Consider the following 16,436-nt stretch of genomic DNA (forward strand, 5'->3'; position numbering starts at 1 on the left):
TCTTTTAAACACTTATTTTTGTAAAAATGTTGTTACTTCTTCAAACAATTGCTCTTCCGTTTCGGGATGTTGGACTAAATCATACCAGCGAATAAATTCCATTCGATTACGGAACCATGTCAACTGCCTTTTTGCATATCTTCTGGAATTTTGTTTGATTTGATTCGTGGCAGCCTCTAAAGAAAGTTCCCCGTCCAAATAGGGAAATAATTCTTTATAGCCAATCCCTAAAGTAGCTTGTCCGTTACTTGCTACTTGTTCCTTTAGCCATTGCGCCTCTTCTAACAAACCTGCTCTTATCATTAAATCAACGCGTTGATTGATTCTTTGGTAAAGGATGTCACGATCTGTCGTCAAGCCAATAACCAATGCGTCATAGTAAGCTTCTCTTTTAGGTTGTTCTTGTTGCTTTGAAAAAGGGATTCCGGTTAGATGAAAAACTTCCAACGCTCGAATTACACGTTTTAAATTATTTTCATGAATCGCTTTTGCAGCAGTCGGATCAATTTCATTTAATTGGCTCCATACAGCGTGATTGCCGAGTTTTGACGCTTGCTCTTCCATCTCTTGACGAAATAATGGATCAGCTTCTTTTTCCTGATTTCCTCCGAGATGCAAATCGTAAAGTAACGCCTCGATGTAAAGCCCCGTTCCACCTACAACTAGTGGAATTTTTCCTTTTTCTGTAATCCCAGCGATTGTTTCCCGCGCCATTTTTTGAAAATCTGACACAGAGTAGCTTTCATCTATGGTTACAATATCAATCAAATGATGAGGAACACCTGCTGCTTCTGTTTCTGATACTTTAGCTGTTCCAATGTCTAAACCTCGGTAAATTTGCATAGAGTCACCACTAATAATTTCACCATTGAATTTCTTTGCCATTTTAATGCTTAAATCGGTTTTGCCAACTGCTGTCGGACCAACAAGCATAATAATTTTTGTTTTTTTCACGAGTATCTCCTTTATTGCCAACGGTTTCGAATGGCAAGGGCTTCTTTTGGAAAATCTGTCATAATTGCAGAAATTTTCTTTTGAAAACAATACTGCATGTAACGATGACTATTCACTGTCCAAACTCTGATGGGCATCTTTTCAACATTAAAAACTTGTTTTTGTTTTACCCAATCAAATTTTGCATGCCACGCAGATATTTCATATTTTTTATTCAGCAACCTCACGTTGTTTCCGTTTTGAGCATAGAGCACAGCTACTTCACTTAGCGGATTTAGCTCTTTGATTTTTACTAGAGAAGAATAATTAAAACTAGAATAAACTAATTTAAAATGAATTTTTTTATGTTGAAATAATTGGTTTACCTTTTCTTCTAACCCATCATAAGGATGATGATCGGTTTTTAATTCAATATTTAAGATTCCATGAAATTCTAATTCTTCAAGTAAATCTACTACTTCTAATAAGGTCGGGATTTTTTCATCTTTATATATTGGCGAGAACCAGCTTCCAGCGTCTAGTGCTTTTAATTCAGCCAATGACAACTTGCAAACTTCACCAATTCCATTCGTTGTTCGATCCACCGTTTCATCATGGATGACTATCATTTCACCATCTTTACTTAAATGGATATCTAACTCAATTCCATCACTTCCAACAAGGATTGCTTCACGAAATGCAGCTAGTGTATTTTCTGGGTGTGTTCCTTTACTGCCTCGGTGGGCAAACACTTCAGTTTTCAACTAACATCTCCTCCATTCATGCACTCTATTGTACCATGAATTCCCTATTTTCAATACTTAATCCCTCGATTTCTAGAATTGTTTTCAGTCTGCCATTTCTTTTGTTAAAGAAATATTGTAAAATAAGAATAAGAACTAAAGGAGGACACTTCGATGTATTTAACAGTTGCTGAAACAGCTGACTATCTAAATGTCTCGACTGCTGATATTCACCGCTTGATTCGAGAAAAACAAATTCGTACTGTCAGCGATGGCGAAAATATTTTAATCTACAAAGAACAGTTCAACCTTTTTATTAAAGAGTTAGAGAAATACAAAAAAGAATTGCAAGATTACTTAAATGAACCTATTCCAGAAGATATTGATATCAAAGATGAGGATTAACAAAAAGACAGTCGACTAATGAATTTAGTCGGCTGTCTTTTTTAGTTGATACTATTAGATGACATTCGTTTACGTGCAACTAACCCTCGCCAAATAATATAAGATAATTGAAAATCAATCATACTGTGTATCACAGAACCAATTCCTACCAATCCTATAATCGACTGTAAAAAGCCTTGAGAATAATAAGCCCCTTGCATTCCTCCAGCAAAATAGAAAAACATCACCACCACAACTTCACATGCTGCATGCAAAAGACCAATTAAAAAAGAAAAAAGAATTGTATTTTTGGTTGACGATAAAATTTTTGGCCGCTTCTCTAAAATCCAAGCGCCAATTCCTGCAAAAATCACATGAGTTGCTGCACGCAACACAACAATAATTGGAAAACCGCCAATAAAAAAACCAAAAGTAGTCCCAACTGCAACCGAAATCGCTACAACTGGTGAAATAAACATTCCGATAAAAATAGCTACATGACTTCCTAATGTAAAGGAGGCTGGTTCTAACACAAGCTTAATGGGAGAAAATAAGGGAATCAAAATTCCTACTGCTATTAATAATGCCGAAATTGTTAAACGTCGTACTTTGCTAACCTTCAAGAGAACATCTCCTCATATAATCATTTTCACAAACGTGTCTTGACACCTGTAAATACAATTATACCTTTTCTCTTAAACTTGTCAAGACACCTTTTAATTTTGATAGCAGAATCCAGCATCTGCCAAGGATTGTTTAATTTGCTGAAAAGTGACTTCATCTTTACAAGCGATTGTATGCAAATGGACTCCAGCTGTCAAAGAAGACAACAATTCAACACGAGACTCCGTCACTTTTTTTATAAATTCATCTACATCATAACGAGAAGTTAAATTTAGTCTTCCCAATAACTCGCCATAAATTGGGTGTTCAATAATCACATCAACAATCTCTCCACCATGATCTACAATTAAATAAAGTTCTTTAGTGGTATCTGCTGGAGCATGTTGGCACGCAATTTTTCCGATAAATCGTGTATCATTACTTGTATTTTCATTTAATAAATAGCCTTTCGGCGTCGCATTGATTTCATAACCAGCTGCTCTTAAAAGAGCTACATCCCCCACAATAATTTGTCTACTTACTTTTAATTGATTTGCAATTGTCGTCGCGCTAATGGGGGTATGTGTGTTTGTTAGTATTTGAATAATCGTTTTTCTACGATCTGTTGCCTTCATAGCCGCTCTCCTTTCCATCATTTCAATGATACTAAAAAGCCAGTTGCCTATTTCAAAACAACTGACTGATTATTGCATTATAAAAAAACATCATGTAAAGCACAAACCGCATGCTTCAATTCACTACCAGCTACTAAAATCCAAATGGTTGTATAGCTATCTGCAGATTGTAAAATATCAATATTTTCCATCGATAAGGTAGTAACGATTCGTGAAGTTACACCTGGCACACCCGTAATTCCAGCACCTACAACTGCTACTTTTGCACAATCTTCAAGCGTAACAACCTCAATTTGTTGCTCTTTAAAAATCGCTTTTGCTAAAGCCGCTTCGTGACTTGCCAATGTGAAGACCACTTGGGTTGGAAAAATATTAATAAAATCGACACTGATACCTGCAGCAGCCATTAGCCCAAAAATTTCTTTTTGTTCAACATGCTCGGTTGAAATGGTAAATTGCACTAAATTGGACACATGTGCAATTCCCGTAACTAACCGATAATGACCAACTTGGTTGGCTGAATGAGTTACTAGCGTTCCCACATCGGTTACTTCTTGATAAGTCGAACGAATTCTTAATGGAATTCCAGCTTGCATTGCTAGTTCAACTGCTCGAGGATGAATAACTTTTGCACCTTCATGAGCCATATTGCTGACTTCTTGATAGCTCACAACGTCTAAAAATTTAGCTTGCTCCACTAATCTTGGGTCTGCTGTCATCATTCCAGAAACATCGGTAAAGATATCAATTCGTTCAGCAGCAAAAGCTTTTCCTAAAATAGCCGCCGTTGTATCACTTCCACCACGACCAATCGTAGTCAAATGACCATTCTCGCTGATTCCTTGAAAACCCGTCACAACGACAACATCCTGCACTTCAAACAGTTCCAAAATAGGTGCTGTATTGACGCGTTGAACTTTTGCATTGCTAAATTCGTCATTGGTTACAATCCCAGCATCTTGTCCTGTTAAGCCAGCTGCTAATACGCCGTTTTTCTTTAACAAATTTGTAAATACTGCCATTGAGATTGTTTCTCCTACCGAAAGTAAGGTATCTTTCTCTCTTAAATCAAGAAATGACTCATCTGCATCAACTAGACTAAGTAAAGAATCCGTTGCATAAGGATCACCCAGACGCCCAATCGCTGAAACAACCACGATAACCTTATACCCATCTTCTACTGCTTGGACAATATGTTTTTTTGCGGCTAGGCGGCTTTCTTCGTCTTTAACAGATGTACCACCAAATTTTTGTACTAAAATTTTCATGAACAACCGTCCCTTTTTAAAACTAAATTTTTAATTCATTGCTCTACGATAAAAGAAGAGCCTTGGCTAAACCAAAGCATCTTCCATTTTTACACAACACGCTTACTTAGGAGTCATTAGAAATTGTTGATTGGTTTCAATGTAAACTTTATACCAAACCATAAAGGTCAACACTGTCCAAATTTTTCTTGAATTGTCTGCTTTTCCAGCACAATGATCTTCTAGTAATTGAAGTACGTATTGTTTATTAATCAAATGATCTGTAGCAGATTCACGAATGATGCCTTTTGCCCATTCATTCATCTCATCTTTTAACCAATGACGTATTGGAACTGGGAAACCTAGTTTTTTACGGTATAAAACATTATCAGGCACAAAGCTTTCAGCTGCTTTACGTAAAATATATTTTGTTGTTCCATTTGCAATTCGGATATCAGAAGGGAGCGTACGCGCTACTTTAAAGACTTCTTTATCTAAGAAAGGCGTTCTAAGTTCTAATGAATGCGCCATTGTTGTACGGTCAGCATTCAGTAATAAATCACCATTTAACCACGTATGAATATCAATAAATTGCATGCGATCAATTGGATCATAGCCTTTTGAGGCATCATAAAACGGACGAGTAACATCTTGATAAGGATGTCCAGCTAAATAATTTTTCAATAATTTTTGCTTTTCAGCCTCTTCAAAAATTTTCGCATTCCCAACGTAACGCTCTTCCATCGGAGTTGTTCCGCGTTCTAAGAAGCTCTTACCACGCATTCCTTCTGGCATCATTTTAGCTAAATGATTCAACCCTTTTTTTAGACCATTTGGTAAATTCGTTAACGTTTTAAGTGAGTTTGGTTCATTGTAAATGGTATACCCACCAAACATTTCATCTGCACCTTCGCCAGATAAAGCTACCTTCACATGACGTCTAGCAACTTCTGATAAGAAGAATTGTGGAACAGCTGCAGGATCTGCCAAAGGATCATCCATATGCCAAACAAAACGCGGGAATTCATCCATAAATTCTTGTGGGGTAATAATAGAACTAATATTTTCAACATTCAAGCGATCTGCAGTTTCTTTAGCTACGTCAATTTCACTGTAACCTTCACGTTCAAATCCAACTGAAATCGTTTTGATTTTTGGATTAAACTCACGAGCAATCGCAACAATAATTGAAGAATCTACTCCACCGGAAAGAAAAGAACCAACTGTAACATCACTTCTCATATGTTTTTCAACAGAGTCATACAAAGCATCTTTAATTTCTTTAGCAAAGGTCTCTTCTGATTTTTGAACAGGAGCAAACGTTGCTTCCCAATATCTCGTAATTTCCATTGGTCTATCTAATTTTTTAGTGAAATAATGACCTGGTGCTAAACGGTGAATGCCTTTTGTCATGGTATCTGGATCTGGAACAAATTGGAACGTTAAATAATTTTGCAAGGAAACTTCATCTAATTCTTTCTTTTTAAGGATTTGGTAGATTGATTTCTTTTCAGAGGCAAAATAAATAACACCATCCTCTTCTGCATAGTGAAACGGTTTGATTCCAAAATGATCACGTGCTCCGTATACCGATTTTTCTTGTTTATCCCAAATTACAAAGCCAAACATTCCGCGTAAACGTTCCGCTGTTTTTTCTTTATATTTTGCATAAGTCGCAATGATTACTTCAGTATCACTGTCTGTTTCAAATGTATAGCCATCTTTAAGTAATTCATCACGTAATTCAATATAATTATAAACCTCACCGTTAAAAATAATCCAGTAACGTTCATTTTCATATGAAAGAGGCTGATGACCTTTTTCAACATCAATAATACTTAGTCTTCTAAAACCAAAACTAATATGATCGTCAAAAAAGAACCCTTCATCATCTGGTCCACGATGAACAATCAATTTATTCATCTCTCTGATTGTTTTTTCATAATCTACTAGGTCATGGTTTTGGTTATCGCCATGAATACACCCTACAAATCCACACATGTTTGGTTCCCCTTTTCCTTGTTTCTAAACAGCACTATTATTGCTGCACACTTGTCTTATTATAACTAACTAAGCCCAATGGTTCAACCAATTCGAGTGGATTCTTTATATTAAACTTTCCTTAAGTTAAACTTATCAAATCATCATCTGAACTTAGGATCTCTGTTTTCATTCTTTCGATAAATAGACATTCCTGTTTCAGTATCTTTGACAAAAATACCTTTGCTTTTTTTAAATAGTACATACAGGTAATAAAAATCACCTACGCAACCTGCAGTATGCATACTAAATAGAAGGCTAGCAATTATTGGATGGGTCTTTCCCAACATGAAATAAAGGCTGCTTAGAACAATAAACGGAGCTCCCGCAATTACGCTATATTGAAATCGTGTATAAAATGAATTGAAAGATGCCGCGTAGAATATTCCAGCTTTAAATCCATAAGTGACTTTTTTTCCACCAAAGCATTTAAAAAAGAAGCCGTGAATTCCTTCATGAATCACTAAAGATAAGACAAACAAACCACACACTAAAAAGAAATCCAAAATGAATTTCAGCGTATTTGTTTCAACGTAAAGTAAATGGTTTCTTTTTAATATAAATCCAAGAATTACCATAGAGCTAAGAGCTAGTCCGGCACTCCAAGCAGTCAATTTTGATAACAATGAGGTATTTTCAATTAAATTGATTTTTTCTTCTAAGATAAAGTCTTTTTTCATTGCTCAGTAGACACTCCTCTGCTTCATTTCTTTTTATTGTACCACAATCAAACGAGACACCTGTTTTCTTTTTATTACTGAAGTTAAGAAAAAAATTTATGGTATACTAAGTTTATCTAAAAATATTGGAGTGATTTTTTTGCTTTTAAAAGAAGTGTGTATCGAAAATTTTACAGCTATCCCTGAAGCCATTAAACGTGGTGCAAATCGATTTGAATTATGTGACAACTTAGCTATTGGTGGAACCACCGTCAGCACCGGTGTAATGGAGGAAAGCATTCATTACTGTCAAGAGAAACACATTCCCATTATGGCAATCATACGACCTCGTGGTGGTAATTTTGTTTTTAATGATACAGAATTAAAAATAATGGCAACTGATTTGATTGAAGCAAAAAAATTAGGCATTGATGGTGTTGTGCTTGGTTGTTTAACTGAAGATGGTTGGATTGATGAAGAAGCGATGGAGTTATTATTAGATGAAGCAACAGGATTACAAGTCACTTTCCACATGGCATTTGATGCAATTCCAAAAAAACAACAATTTGAAGCAATTGATTGGCTAGTTGAAGCTGGCGTAGAACGTATTTTAACTCACGGAGGTTCAGCAAATCAAACAATTGATGCTTGTCTTCCGCATTTAAAGGACCTCGTTGATTATGCAAATGGACGCATCATTATTTTACCAGGTGGCGGTGTACATCAAGATAATTGCGAAATGATCGCAACTAAACTAGGTGTAAATGAAGTTCACGGAACAAAAATTTTAGGATCTCTATAAACAAAAAACTGTTTCATCAAGAGTAAAATTACTCACAGATGAAACAGTTTTCTTTATTTCAATTCAGGTGCGTTAGTTTGGTAACTATCCACCGTTGAATTGCCATTATTTTTATCAATCAATCGGTTTTTTTGAGCTTCATTAGCCAATTGTTTGATTCCTTTATTGTATTTGTAGTTGTACTGGGTTTTATCAACTGGTTTAAAACCATCAGGTGTATAGAATCGCAATAAATCACCTGTGATTACTTTATCCGATAACGCTAATTGGGTATCTACATAGTCCTTTTCTTTTTTCAACTCAGCTGTCTGTTCAGGTGTTAAATTCGTCAACAATTCTCCTGTTGCCGTATCATAAACATCCCCAGATAATTTGGTGAACTGTTTTGAAACAAAATTCCCATTTCTAAACGCAACTACTTGTTTATTTTCATCTGACAATAAATCAGATCCAAACTGAATATAGTCCTTTGTATCTACTCCCAATAAATGTAACAATGTTGGCAATACATCAATCTCGCCACCATAGGTATGATTCACCCCACCTGCTAAGCCCGGTGCATGAATCATAAAGGGTACTTTTTGGAACATCGCATCATCAAAATCCGTATACTCTTCTGTTCCTAACAATTGAGAAACAGCTTTTCCATGATTACTTGAAATTCCATAATGATCGCCGTACATTAAAATCACACTATTATCATACAAACCTGTCGTTTTTAAATACGTTAAAAATTCATTGATTGCTTCATCTAAATAACGTGCTGTTTGAACATAGCCATCCACTGTTGAATCTCCTGTCGTTGTCTTAGGAATCGTGGCATTAGCTTCATCCAATGGATATGGATAGTGATTTGTCACGGTTATCATTTTTGCATAAAATGGTTGAGGCAATTGTTCAAGATATTGCGCAGAATCTTTTAAGAAGATTTTATCCTTTAAGCCATATCCAACATTAAAGTTCTCGCCTTTTGAATCATAGGTAGAATCAAAGAAATAATTATAACCCCATGATTTATAAGCGTTATCACGGTTCCAAAAACTCGCTACATCGCCATGAAAAGCGGCTGTTGTATAGCCTTTTTGATTTAAAATTGCCGGCGCTGCTTGGAACGTGTTTTCAGTTCCATTAGTTACCATCGCTGAACCTTGAGACAATCCGTATAATGAATTCTCCAACATCATTTCAGCATCACTTGTTTTCCCTTGACCAACTTGATGGAAGAAATTATCAAAGCTTACAGTATTGCTGTCATGATAAAATTGATTTAATGTCGGCGTTACTTCTTCACCATTTGATTGATAGTCAATCAGAAATTGTTGGAAACTTTCTAAATGGATTACAAAAACATTCTTTCCTTCAGCTTTACCAAAATAATTCACATTCGCAGGAACTTGATTTTTTTTCATATAAGCTAACACTTCGTCCATATCACTGCTATCAGCATTTGCTTTTGTTGAATTAGCTTGTGCAGTTTTGACGCCATCATAGACAGTAAACGCATTTAACCCTAAATATTTAATAATATAGTTACGGTCAAATGTACGGCTTAGTAATTGTGGACGATCCATCTCAGCTAAACTTAAATTCCCTGCAAAAATTGCAACAGCTAGTGCTGTAACCGTAAATGCAATTCGTTTTTTTAAGACACGAGTATCCATTTTGACAATTTTGAAAGCTAATAGTGTAATCAAAACAATAATGTCAAGATACACGAACAAATCTGAGACATGAATCAAGCTTTTTAAACTTGTATCCATATTACTAGAAACAGCAGATGCTCCTTTAATAATATTAATCGTCATAAAATCAGAAAATTCTCGGTAATACACAATATTAGCAAACAGCCAAGTAGACATTAGAAAATCAATAACCAATAAAATAATGTACGACTTTTTTCCTTTTGAAAAAAGAGAAATGCCAAATAATAGCAGTGTGAAACTAATGGGATTAATAAACAGTAAAAATTGTTGGACACTGCCACTAACACCTAGTGAAAATTTGGTTTGATAGGCTACATAGGTTTTTAACCAAAATAAAATAACTGCAAATAAGAAAAATCCCATTCTTGTACTTAATAGAGATCTTGTTTTACTCATAAATTGTTTGTTTTCTTTCATCATTCGTTCTCCTTTATAACGTTTTTTGAAAAACATTATGTTTACTTCAACTATAGAGATTACTCTCTTTTGTGCCAACTTACAATTAAAATTCACTAAAAATCGCTGATTTACGAAAACTTTAACTTTTTAAATCAAAATAACCCTTCAATCAACATTCGATTGAAGGGTTATTTTAATGGATTACTTCCACACCATTTCGTTCAATTTCCAACTCTTTGATCATGGCTTGTGGATAGTTACGTTCTAGTTTTGATTGTAATTTCTTTAATTTAGCTAATGGTACAAGCGTTAAAACAGTTGGACCTGCCCCACTTAAAAAAGTTCCATAAGCGCCAAATTGATTCGCAGTTTCTCGAATATCTGATAAATGAGGGATTAAGTTCTTTCGATAATATTCATGAAATAAATCTTGTTCCATCATTTTTCCAGCTAATGACAAATCATTTGCTAAAATAGCAGAAATCATAACATTTGCAATACTACTGGCAGTAACAGCTGTGGAATAAGTTAATGTTTGAGGCAACACATCACGACTTTCCGAAGTTAACAATTCACCATTAGGAATACACACTAAAATACCCGTTTCTGGAAAGGAATGTTTAACGGCATAGACTTCTTGCTCAATCTTAGTCGCTACAACGAAATCACCGAGAATTGCTGGTGCTACATTGTCTGGATGACCTTCCATTAAAGTAGCATACGTTACTTTTTCTTGTTGGCTTAACATTAAGTTTCCAAGTTGATTGGCTAGTTCAATTCCAGCGACAATCGCCGCAGAACTACTTCCTAATCCTCTAGTTGAAGGAACTTCTGAAGTCATCCATAATTTTCGAGGCTCTAAGTCAGGACAGAGTTTGCAAGCAGTTGTGACAATGACATTAGTTTGATCCATTGGAATGCCTTCTCCTAATGAATGAATCACTTCCCATTTATCTTGAACTTCACCTACTGTAAGGGTTAGATAAAGGTTTAATGCAAGTCCACAAGAATCAAATCCCGGTCCTAAATTAGCCGTTGTTCCTGGAACTCTAATTTGCATCATAACCGGTTCATTCCTTCACGTAAATGCACCCGCATTTCTTCAAGGTCGTCCATCCTAGCAATTGGAATTTCAGTGACGTTCATTGCCGTATCAGGATCTTTCAATCCATTTCCAGTAAAGACACAAACAACGGTCTCGCCTGTTTTAATCTCTCCACTTGCACGATGTTTGATTACGCCTGCAAGGGATGCAGCTGAACCTGGTTCAATAAAGACACCGTCCATCGCAGCTACTTTTTTATAAGCTTCAATAATTTCAGCATCTGTTACAGAATCGATTGCTCCTTTTGACTCGTCGCGAGCTGCTTCTGCTAATGACCAACTTGCAGGATTTCCAATGCGAATCGCAGTCGCAATCGTTTCAGGATTTTCAATTGGAGCGCCTTGAACGATAGCTGCTGCGCCTTCTGCTTCAAAACCATGCATCCGAGGTAATCCTGTTTGATGCAACTCATTCCACTCTTTAAACCCTTTCCAGTATGCTGAAATATTCCCAGCATTGCCGACTGGAATTGCCAGAACATCAGGTGCTTTTGTTAAATCTTCACAAATTTCAAAAGCCGCTGTTTTTTGCCCTTCTAAACGATAAGGATTTACAGAATTTACCAGTGTAACAGCTTCCGTCTCTGCTAATTTACGAACAGCCTTTAAAGCTTCATCAAAGTTGCCTTGAATTGAAATAATATCCGCTCCATACATTACCGCTTGAGCCAATTTTCCTAGTGCAATTTTCCCATCTGGAATCACAATGTAAGCTTTCAAGCCTGCTCTTGTTGCGTAAGCTGCTGCTGCTGCACTTGTATTTCCAGTTGATGCACAGATAATTGCTTTTGCGCCTTCTTCTTTCGCTTTAGCTACTGCCATTACCATGCCCCGGTCTTTAAATGAACCCGTTGGATTTAGACCTTCATATTTTCCATATAAAGTAATCCCTAATTCTTTTGACAAATTGTGTAACGGAATTAAGGGAGTATTGCCTTCTGCTAAAGAAATCATAGGTGTTTTTTCAGTAACAGGTAAGTTTTCTTGATAACGATCTAATAGTCCTTTATACATTTAGTTACCCCTCCATCACTTTGAGATGAATCAATAAATTCATATCGTCGGCTTTTTTTAATTTAGCTAAAATTTCTTTTTCTTGTTTACGATTCATTAAATGTGTGATGATTACTACTTTTGCCATCCCACCTTCAATGGGCTCTTGGATAATTTTATCAAATCCTACATCAGACGCTGCAAAGATTTTCGTTAACTCTAAAAATAAACCTGTGCGATCGTTCATTTCAATCGACAAATAATATTTAGATAAAATTTCTTCGTCTGTCATTAATTTCGTTTCGTGTTGGTAAGAATTAAAAACATTTCCAGTAGTACCTAATCGAATGTTTTTTGCAACTATAATTAAATCGCTAACCACACTCGTTGCAGTTGGTAATTCACCTGCACCTGGTCCATAAAACATGGTTTCCCCAACGGCAGCCCCCACTACAAAAACAGCGTTATTTTCATTTTGAACACTTGCTAAGGGATGAGCTTCTGGCACTAATATTGGGCCAACGCTAACAGATACCCCTCCATTATTTTCTTCTGCAGTACCAATTAATTTAATGCGGTATCCCAATTTTTTAGCAGTTTCAATATCTATCGACTTTAAGTTGCGGATTCCTTTCGTTTCAATCTGGTCTAGTTCCACATTCATTCCAAATGCAAGTCTTGTTAAGATGACCATTTTTCTAGCTGCATCTATGCCATCCACATCATTAGTGGGGTCGCTTTCAGCAAAACCTAATTCCTGAGCTTCTTTTAAAGCCTCTTCATAAGATTGATGCTCATTTGTCATTTTTGTTAACATAAAATTAGTCGTACCGTTCACAATCCCCATCACTTGCTGAATATTATCTGACGCTAAACTATCCACAATCGTTCTAAGAATCGGAATTCCTCCAGCTACACTGGCTTCATAGTACAAATCACACTGATTTTCTTTTGCTAAAGCAACTAATTCATTTCCATGTAAAGCAATCAGGTCTTTATTGGCTGTTACAACATGTTTACCTGCCTTTAAAGCCTTAGTAATATACATTTTTGCACTGTCAATGCTTCCCATCACTTCTAAGATAACATCAATTTCAGGATCAGCTAAAACTTCATCTTCATTCGTCGTTAACTGGATCCCCTCAGAAATTTTTCCACGATTTTTTTCAATATCTCGAACTAAAACTTTTTTTACAGAAATCTCCTCGCCAGTTACTTGACGAATTTTAGCATTATGGTCTTTTAAAATTCGAATAACACCACTTCCAACAGTCCCAAATCCTAAAATCCCAACTTGAATTTGCTTGTTCATTTTTTAACCTCCTCCTTTGTTTTTATAAATCAGCCACATTGTTTTATCATCGTTTTTTAATTTTATCTTATTTTACTAGTATACAAAATTTTCAATATGAACTCTACCCTTTATTCAAAAAAACATTTATTTGACACTATTATAATTTTAATGTAAAAAAAAAAGACTAACGTAAGCGTTAGCCTTCTCATTGTTTAGTCTTGGAGTAATTCATAAATTTCAATTGCAATTAAGTCAATATCATCAAACTGATAAACAGAATGATCGCCAACGTCTTCCATTTCATATGTGCCAGCTTTTGAATCATAACTTACTAGACAGCGCTCGTGACCTTCTTTTTCAAATCGACGAACTTGAACTTCACTATCTGTACTTTCTTGCATTGCTTCTAATCGACGAATAATCGCCACTAACTGTGAAGATTTCATTGTTTCGTGCCCCTTTCAATCTTAGCTCAGTTTTATTCTAACAGATTTTTTACTAAAACGCATTAATCTAACTCTTTTCTCATTAAAAATATAGTTTTCCTAAAAATAAAGAAATTAAAAAAAGCAAAAGCTTAGTAACAATCAATTACTTATTATAATCTTTGATAACTATTGAAACAAGTTATTTTTTTAATTTCTTGATTTTTTTTCATTTCTCAAACAAAATCATTCAGTAAATAAGTTTAATAACTCACTAATTGTTAAAATAATTTCTATTTTTTTACTTTTTTATGGTAAAATGACTTAATTAATAAAAAAGGAGCGATAACTATTGATGAATCCATTAACTAAAAACTTCAATCAGCAAACGTACCAAATTGAGGTTTCTGATATTCGAAAATTCGATGAACGTGTCTCTCAAATCGACGATATGTTAAAATTAACATTAGGAGAACCTGATTTTAATACTCCTGAACACGTTAAACAGGCTGGCATCCAAGCTATCGAAGATAACGACTCACACTATACAGGTATGGCTGGTGATTTAAGTCTAAGGATTGCTGCAGCCAATTTTATGAAAACAAAATACAAAGTTCATTATACGCCAAGTTCAGAAGTTTTAGTAACTGTAGGAGCTACTGAAGCTCTCTCAGCTAGCTTATTAGCTATTTTAAACCCTGGTGATAAAATCTTAGTACCCACTCCTATTTATCCAGGTTATGAACCTTTGATTACTTTAGCTCGTGCCACACCTGTTTACATTGATACAACTTCTAATGATTTTGTATTAACTCCTGAAATGATTGAAACCGCAATGAAAGAACATGGTACAGCCGTTAAGGCTATTATCTTAAACTATCCAAGTAATCCAACAGGTGTCACATATAATCGCAAAGAAGTAGCTGCAATCGCTTCTGCTGTTCGAGCTCATAATATTTTTGTTATTAGTGATGAAATTTATAGTGAATTAACTTATGGAGAAAAGCATGTTTCTATCGCTGAATATGCTCGTGATCAGACTATTTTAATCAATGGGTTATCAAAATCACATGCCATGACTGGCTGGCGTATTGGCTTTATTTTTGCACCGATAGAACTAGTAGAACAATTGATGAAAGTCCATCAATATTTAGTTACAAGCGCTACTACGATGGCACAAAAAGCAGCAACTGCAGCTTTGACAGCTGGAATTGATGATGCGTTGCCAATGAAGGTCGAATATTTAAAGCGTCGTGATTTTCTTTACGAAAAAATGAAGGCTATGGGTTTTGAAATTGCACGACCTAATGGAGCTTTCTACATTTTTGCTAAAATTCCAACGGGATTCATTCAAAATAGCATGGATTTTTGTGTGGATTTGGCAGAAAAAAATAAACTAGCCATTATCCCAGGTTCTGCTTTTGGTAGCGCTGGTGAAGGGTACGTTCGTCTTAGCTACGCAGCGAGTATGGAAAAATTAGAAATCGCCATGGAACGTTTAGAAGATTATATTTTTACTCAAAGAGAAGCATAAAAAAGCAGCCGATTTAACATCGGCTGCTTTTAGTTTAATCATTTTTAGGAATTGCTTTTCCTTCAGGCCACCATAGTTTAATCAAGGCTTGAGTACCATCATCTCCGTCACCTTGCTCTTCTAATTTTTCATATAGCTTTTCAGCCAGTGACGTACCTGGCAATTGAATCTCCATCTTTTTAGCTTCATCTAACGCAATTTTCAAATCTTTAACAAAATGCTTCACAAAAAAACCCGCTGTAAAATCTTCTTTTAAAATTCGTGGCGCATAATTTGTCAATGACCAATTTTGAGCGCTTCCCCCACCAACAGTGTCTAAGACACTTTCCAAGTTTAAACCAGCCGCATTTGCATAAATTAAAAGTTCAGTCATTCCAGTCATTGTTCCTGCAATCATAATCTGGTTAGCCATCTTCGTATGCTGACCACTTCCTGCAAGCCCTTGTAATTTTACTTTTCCTGAAAAAACCTCAAAAATAGGTTCAACTTGTCGATAAGCTTCTTCATTTCCACCTACCATAATCGTTAAAGTTCCATTTTTGGCACCTAAATCGCCACCAGAAACAGGGGCATCTAACACTTGAATATTTAATTTTTGACCTTTATTAAATAATTTTTTCGCTAATGTTGGCGTACTAGTAGTCATATCTACTAAAATTTTATCTGGTGTGGCTTCTTGTAGAATACCATTTTTGCCAAGATAAACTTCTTCCACATCTTTTGGATACCCGACAATTGTAAATACAACATCACTTTCCTTTGTAACAGATGCAGGAGTCTCATGCCAAGTTGCACCTTTTGCAATTAACTCATCAGTCTTGCTCTTTGTTCGATTATAGACAGCAACTGGATAGCCTGCTTTCAATAGATGTTTAACGATGGAAGCTCCCATTACTCCTGTACCAATAAATCCAATTTTTTTCATTTTTATCCTTCCT

16 protein-coding genes are annotated in these 16,436 nt (G+C 35.5%); 3 read left to right on the plus strand and 13 right to left on the minus strand.

Features of this window, described 5'->3' with window-relative positions:
- Positions 1-12: 12 nt before the first annotated feature.
- Together miaA and AC07SW_RS10345 are read right to left on the minus strand one after the other, a co-directional pair.
- The gene (miaA, locus tag AC07SW_RS10340) at positions 13-933 is read right to left on the minus strand and encodes a tRNA (adenosine(37)-N6)-dimethylallyltransferase MiaA (RefSeq protein ID WP_240308995.1); all 921 of its coding nucleotides are present in this window, start codon (positions 931-933) and stop codon (positions 13-15) included.
- A gap of 32 nt (positions 934-965) precedes the next feature.
- Entirely contained in the window at positions 966-1,697 is a 732-nt protein-coding gene (locus tag AC07SW_RS10345) for a glycerophosphodiester phosphodiesterase (protein WP_119907900.1), read from the minus strand.
- A gap of 153 nt (positions 1,698-1,850) precedes the next feature.
- Between AC07SW_RS10345 and AC07SW_RS10350 the strand changes: the two genes are divergently transcribed.
- Positions 1,851-2,081, plus strand: a complete 231-nt coding sequence (locus AC07SW_RS10350; RefSeq protein WP_034570286.1) for a helix-turn-helix domain-containing protein — start codon at positions 1,851-1,853, stop codon at positions 2,079-2,081.
- Between the two features lie 41 nt (positions 2,082-2,122).
- On the opposite strand, the gene AC07SW_RS10355 is transcribed toward AC07SW_RS10350, so the two are convergent.
- The 5 genes from AC07SW_RS10355 to AC07SW_RS10375 form a co-directional block, all read right to left on the minus strand.
- Positions 2,123-2,683, minus strand: coding sequence for a hypothetical protein (locus AC07SW_RS10355; RefSeq protein ID WP_494632830.1), 561 nt, complete (start codon positions 2,681-2,683; stop codon positions 2,123-2,125).
- A gap of 93 nt (positions 2,684-2,776) precedes the next feature.
- On the minus strand, positions 2,777-3,298 hold the full coding sequence (locus AC07SW_RS10360) for a transcription repressor NadR (RefSeq protein WP_119907897.1): 522 nt from the start codon (positions 3,296-3,298) through the stop codon (positions 2,777-2,779).
- 77 nt (positions 3,299-3,375) lie between these two features.
- Complete coding sequence (gene dapG, locus AC07SW_RS10365; RefSeq protein WP_119907896.1) at positions 3,376-4,566, minus strand: aspartate kinase; 1,191 nt, start codon at positions 4,564-4,566, stop codon at positions 3,376-3,378.
- A gap of 102 nt (positions 4,567-4,668) precedes the next feature.
- On the minus strand, positions 4,669-6,546 hold the full coding sequence (gene asnB, locus AC07SW_RS10370; RefSeq protein ID WP_494632833.1) for an asparagine synthase (glutamine-hydrolyzing): 1,878 nt from the start codon (positions 6,544-6,546) through the stop codon (positions 4,669-4,671).
- Between the two features lie 143 nt (positions 6,547-6,689).
- Positions 6,690-7,265, minus strand: a complete 576-nt coding sequence (locus AC07SW_RS10375; protein WP_494632834.1) for a DUF3267 domain-containing protein — start codon at positions 7,263-7,265, stop codon at positions 6,690-6,692.
- 139 nt (positions 7,266-7,404) lie between these two features.
- Between AC07SW_RS10375 and AC07SW_RS10380 the strand changes: the two genes are divergently transcribed.
- Complete coding sequence (locus AC07SW_RS10380; protein ID WP_494632835.1) at positions 7,405-8,046, plus strand: copper homeostasis protein CutC; 642 nt, start codon at positions 7,405-7,407, stop codon at positions 8,044-8,046.
- 53 nt (positions 8,047-8,099) lie between these two features.
- Here the strand turns inward: AC07SW_RS10380 and AC07SW_RS10385 are convergent, their stop codons facing one another.
- From AC07SW_RS10385 to AC07SW_RS10405, 5 genes are all read right to left on the minus strand, one after another.
- The gene (locus tag AC07SW_RS10385; protein WP_494632836.1) at positions 8,100-10,166 is read right to left on the minus strand and encodes an LTA synthase family protein; all 2,067 of its coding nucleotides are present in this window, start codon (positions 10,164-10,166) and stop codon (positions 8,100-8,102) included.
- A gap of 175 nt (positions 10,167-10,341) precedes the next feature.
- The gene (gene thrB, locus AC07SW_RS10390) at positions 10,342-11,208 is read right to left on the minus strand and encodes a homoserine kinase (protein WP_494632893.1); all 867 of its coding nucleotides are present in this window, start codon (positions 11,206-11,208) and stop codon (positions 10,342-10,344) included.
- The gene (gene thrC / locus AC07SW_RS10395) at positions 11,208-12,266 is read right to left on the minus strand and encodes a threonine synthase (protein WP_034570309.1); all 1,059 of its coding nucleotides are present in this window, start codon (positions 12,264-12,266) and stop codon (positions 11,208-11,210) included. The genes thrB and thrC overlap by 1 nt, the downstream gene beginning before the upstream one ends.
- A gap of 4 nt (positions 12,267-12,270) precedes the next feature.
- Positions 12,271-13,557, minus strand: coding sequence for a homoserine dehydrogenase (locus AC07SW_RS10400; RefSeq protein ID WP_494632838.1), 1,287 nt, complete (start codon positions 13,555-13,557; stop codon positions 12,271-12,273).
- A 194-nt stretch (positions 13,558-13,751) separates the two neighbouring features.
- Positions 13,752-13,985: a YkuJ family protein gene (locus AC07SW_RS10405; protein ID WP_034570313.1), complete on the minus strand. Its 234-nt coding sequence runs from the start codon at positions 13,983-13,985 to the stop codon at positions 13,752-13,754.
- 334 nt (positions 13,986-14,319) lie between these two features.
- On the opposite strand from AC07SW_RS10405, the gene AC07SW_RS10410 reads away from it, so the two are divergent.
- Positions 14,320-15,498, plus strand: a complete 1,179-nt coding sequence (locus AC07SW_RS10410; RefSeq protein WP_119907890.1) for a pyridoxal phosphate-dependent aminotransferase — start codon at positions 14,320-14,322, stop codon at positions 15,496-15,498.
- 34 nt (positions 15,499-15,532) lie between these two features.
- Here AC07SW_RS10410 and AC07SW_RS10415 read toward each other — a convergent pair whose 3' ends face one another.
- Complete coding sequence (locus tag AC07SW_RS10415; RefSeq protein ID WP_193553693.1) at positions 15,533-16,423, minus strand: NAD(P)-dependent oxidoreductase; 891 nt, start codon at positions 16,421-16,423, stop codon at positions 15,533-15,535.
- Positions 16,424-16,436: the final 13 nt, after the last annotated feature.

This window comes from Carnobacterium sp. GW821-FHT04C06, from assembly GCF_059420345.1.

Coding starts and splice junctions, on each gene's coding strand:
- miaA (WP_240308995.1), bottom strand. CDS start 933: ATGCTTGTTGGTCCGACAGCAGTTGGCAAAACCGATTTAAGCATTAAA.
- AC07SW_RS10350 (WP_034570286.1), top strand. CDS start 1,851: ATGTATTTAACAGTTGCTGAAACAGCTGACTATCTAAATGTCTCGACT.
- AC07SW_RS10360 (WP_119907897.1), bottom strand. CDS start 3,298: ATGAAGGCAACAGATCGTAGAAAAACGATTATTCAAATACTAACAAAC.
- dapG (WP_119907896.1), bottom strand. CDS start 4,566: ATGAAAATTTTAGTACAAAAATTTGGTGGTACATCTGTTAAAGACGAA.
- asnB (WP_494632833.1), bottom strand. CDS start 6,546: ATGTGTGGATTTGTAGGGTGTATTCATGGCGATAACCAAAACCATGAC.
- AC07SW_RS10375 (WP_494632834.1), bottom strand. CDS start 7,265: ATGAAAAAAGACTTTATCTTAGAAGAAAAAATCAATTTAATTGAAAAT.
- AC07SW_RS10385 (WP_494632836.1), bottom strand. CDS start 10,166: ATGAAAGAAAACAAACAATTTATGAGTAAAACAAGATCTCTATTAAGT.
- thrB (WP_494632893.1), bottom strand. CDS start 11,208: ATGCAAATTAGAGTTCCAGGAACAACGGCTAATTTAGGACCGGGATTT.
- thrC (WP_034570309.1), bottom strand. CDS start 12,266: ATGTATAAAGGACTATTAGATCGTTATCAAGAAAACTTACCTGTTACT.
- AC07SW_RS10400 (WP_494632838.1), bottom strand. CDS start 13,557: ATGAACAAGCAAATTCAAGTTGGGATTTTAGGATTTGGGACTGTTGGA.
- AC07SW_RS10405 (WP_034570313.1), bottom strand. CDS start 13,985: ATGAAATCTTCACAGTTAGTGGCGATTATTCGTCGATTAGAAGCAATG.
- AC07SW_RS10410 (WP_119907890.1), top strand. CDS start 14,320: ATGAATCCATTAACTAAAAACTTCAATCAGCAAACGTACCAAATTGAG.
- AC07SW_RS10415 (WP_193553693.1), bottom strand. CDS start 16,423: ATGAAAAAAATTGGATTTATTGGTACAGGAGTAATGGGAGCTTCCATC.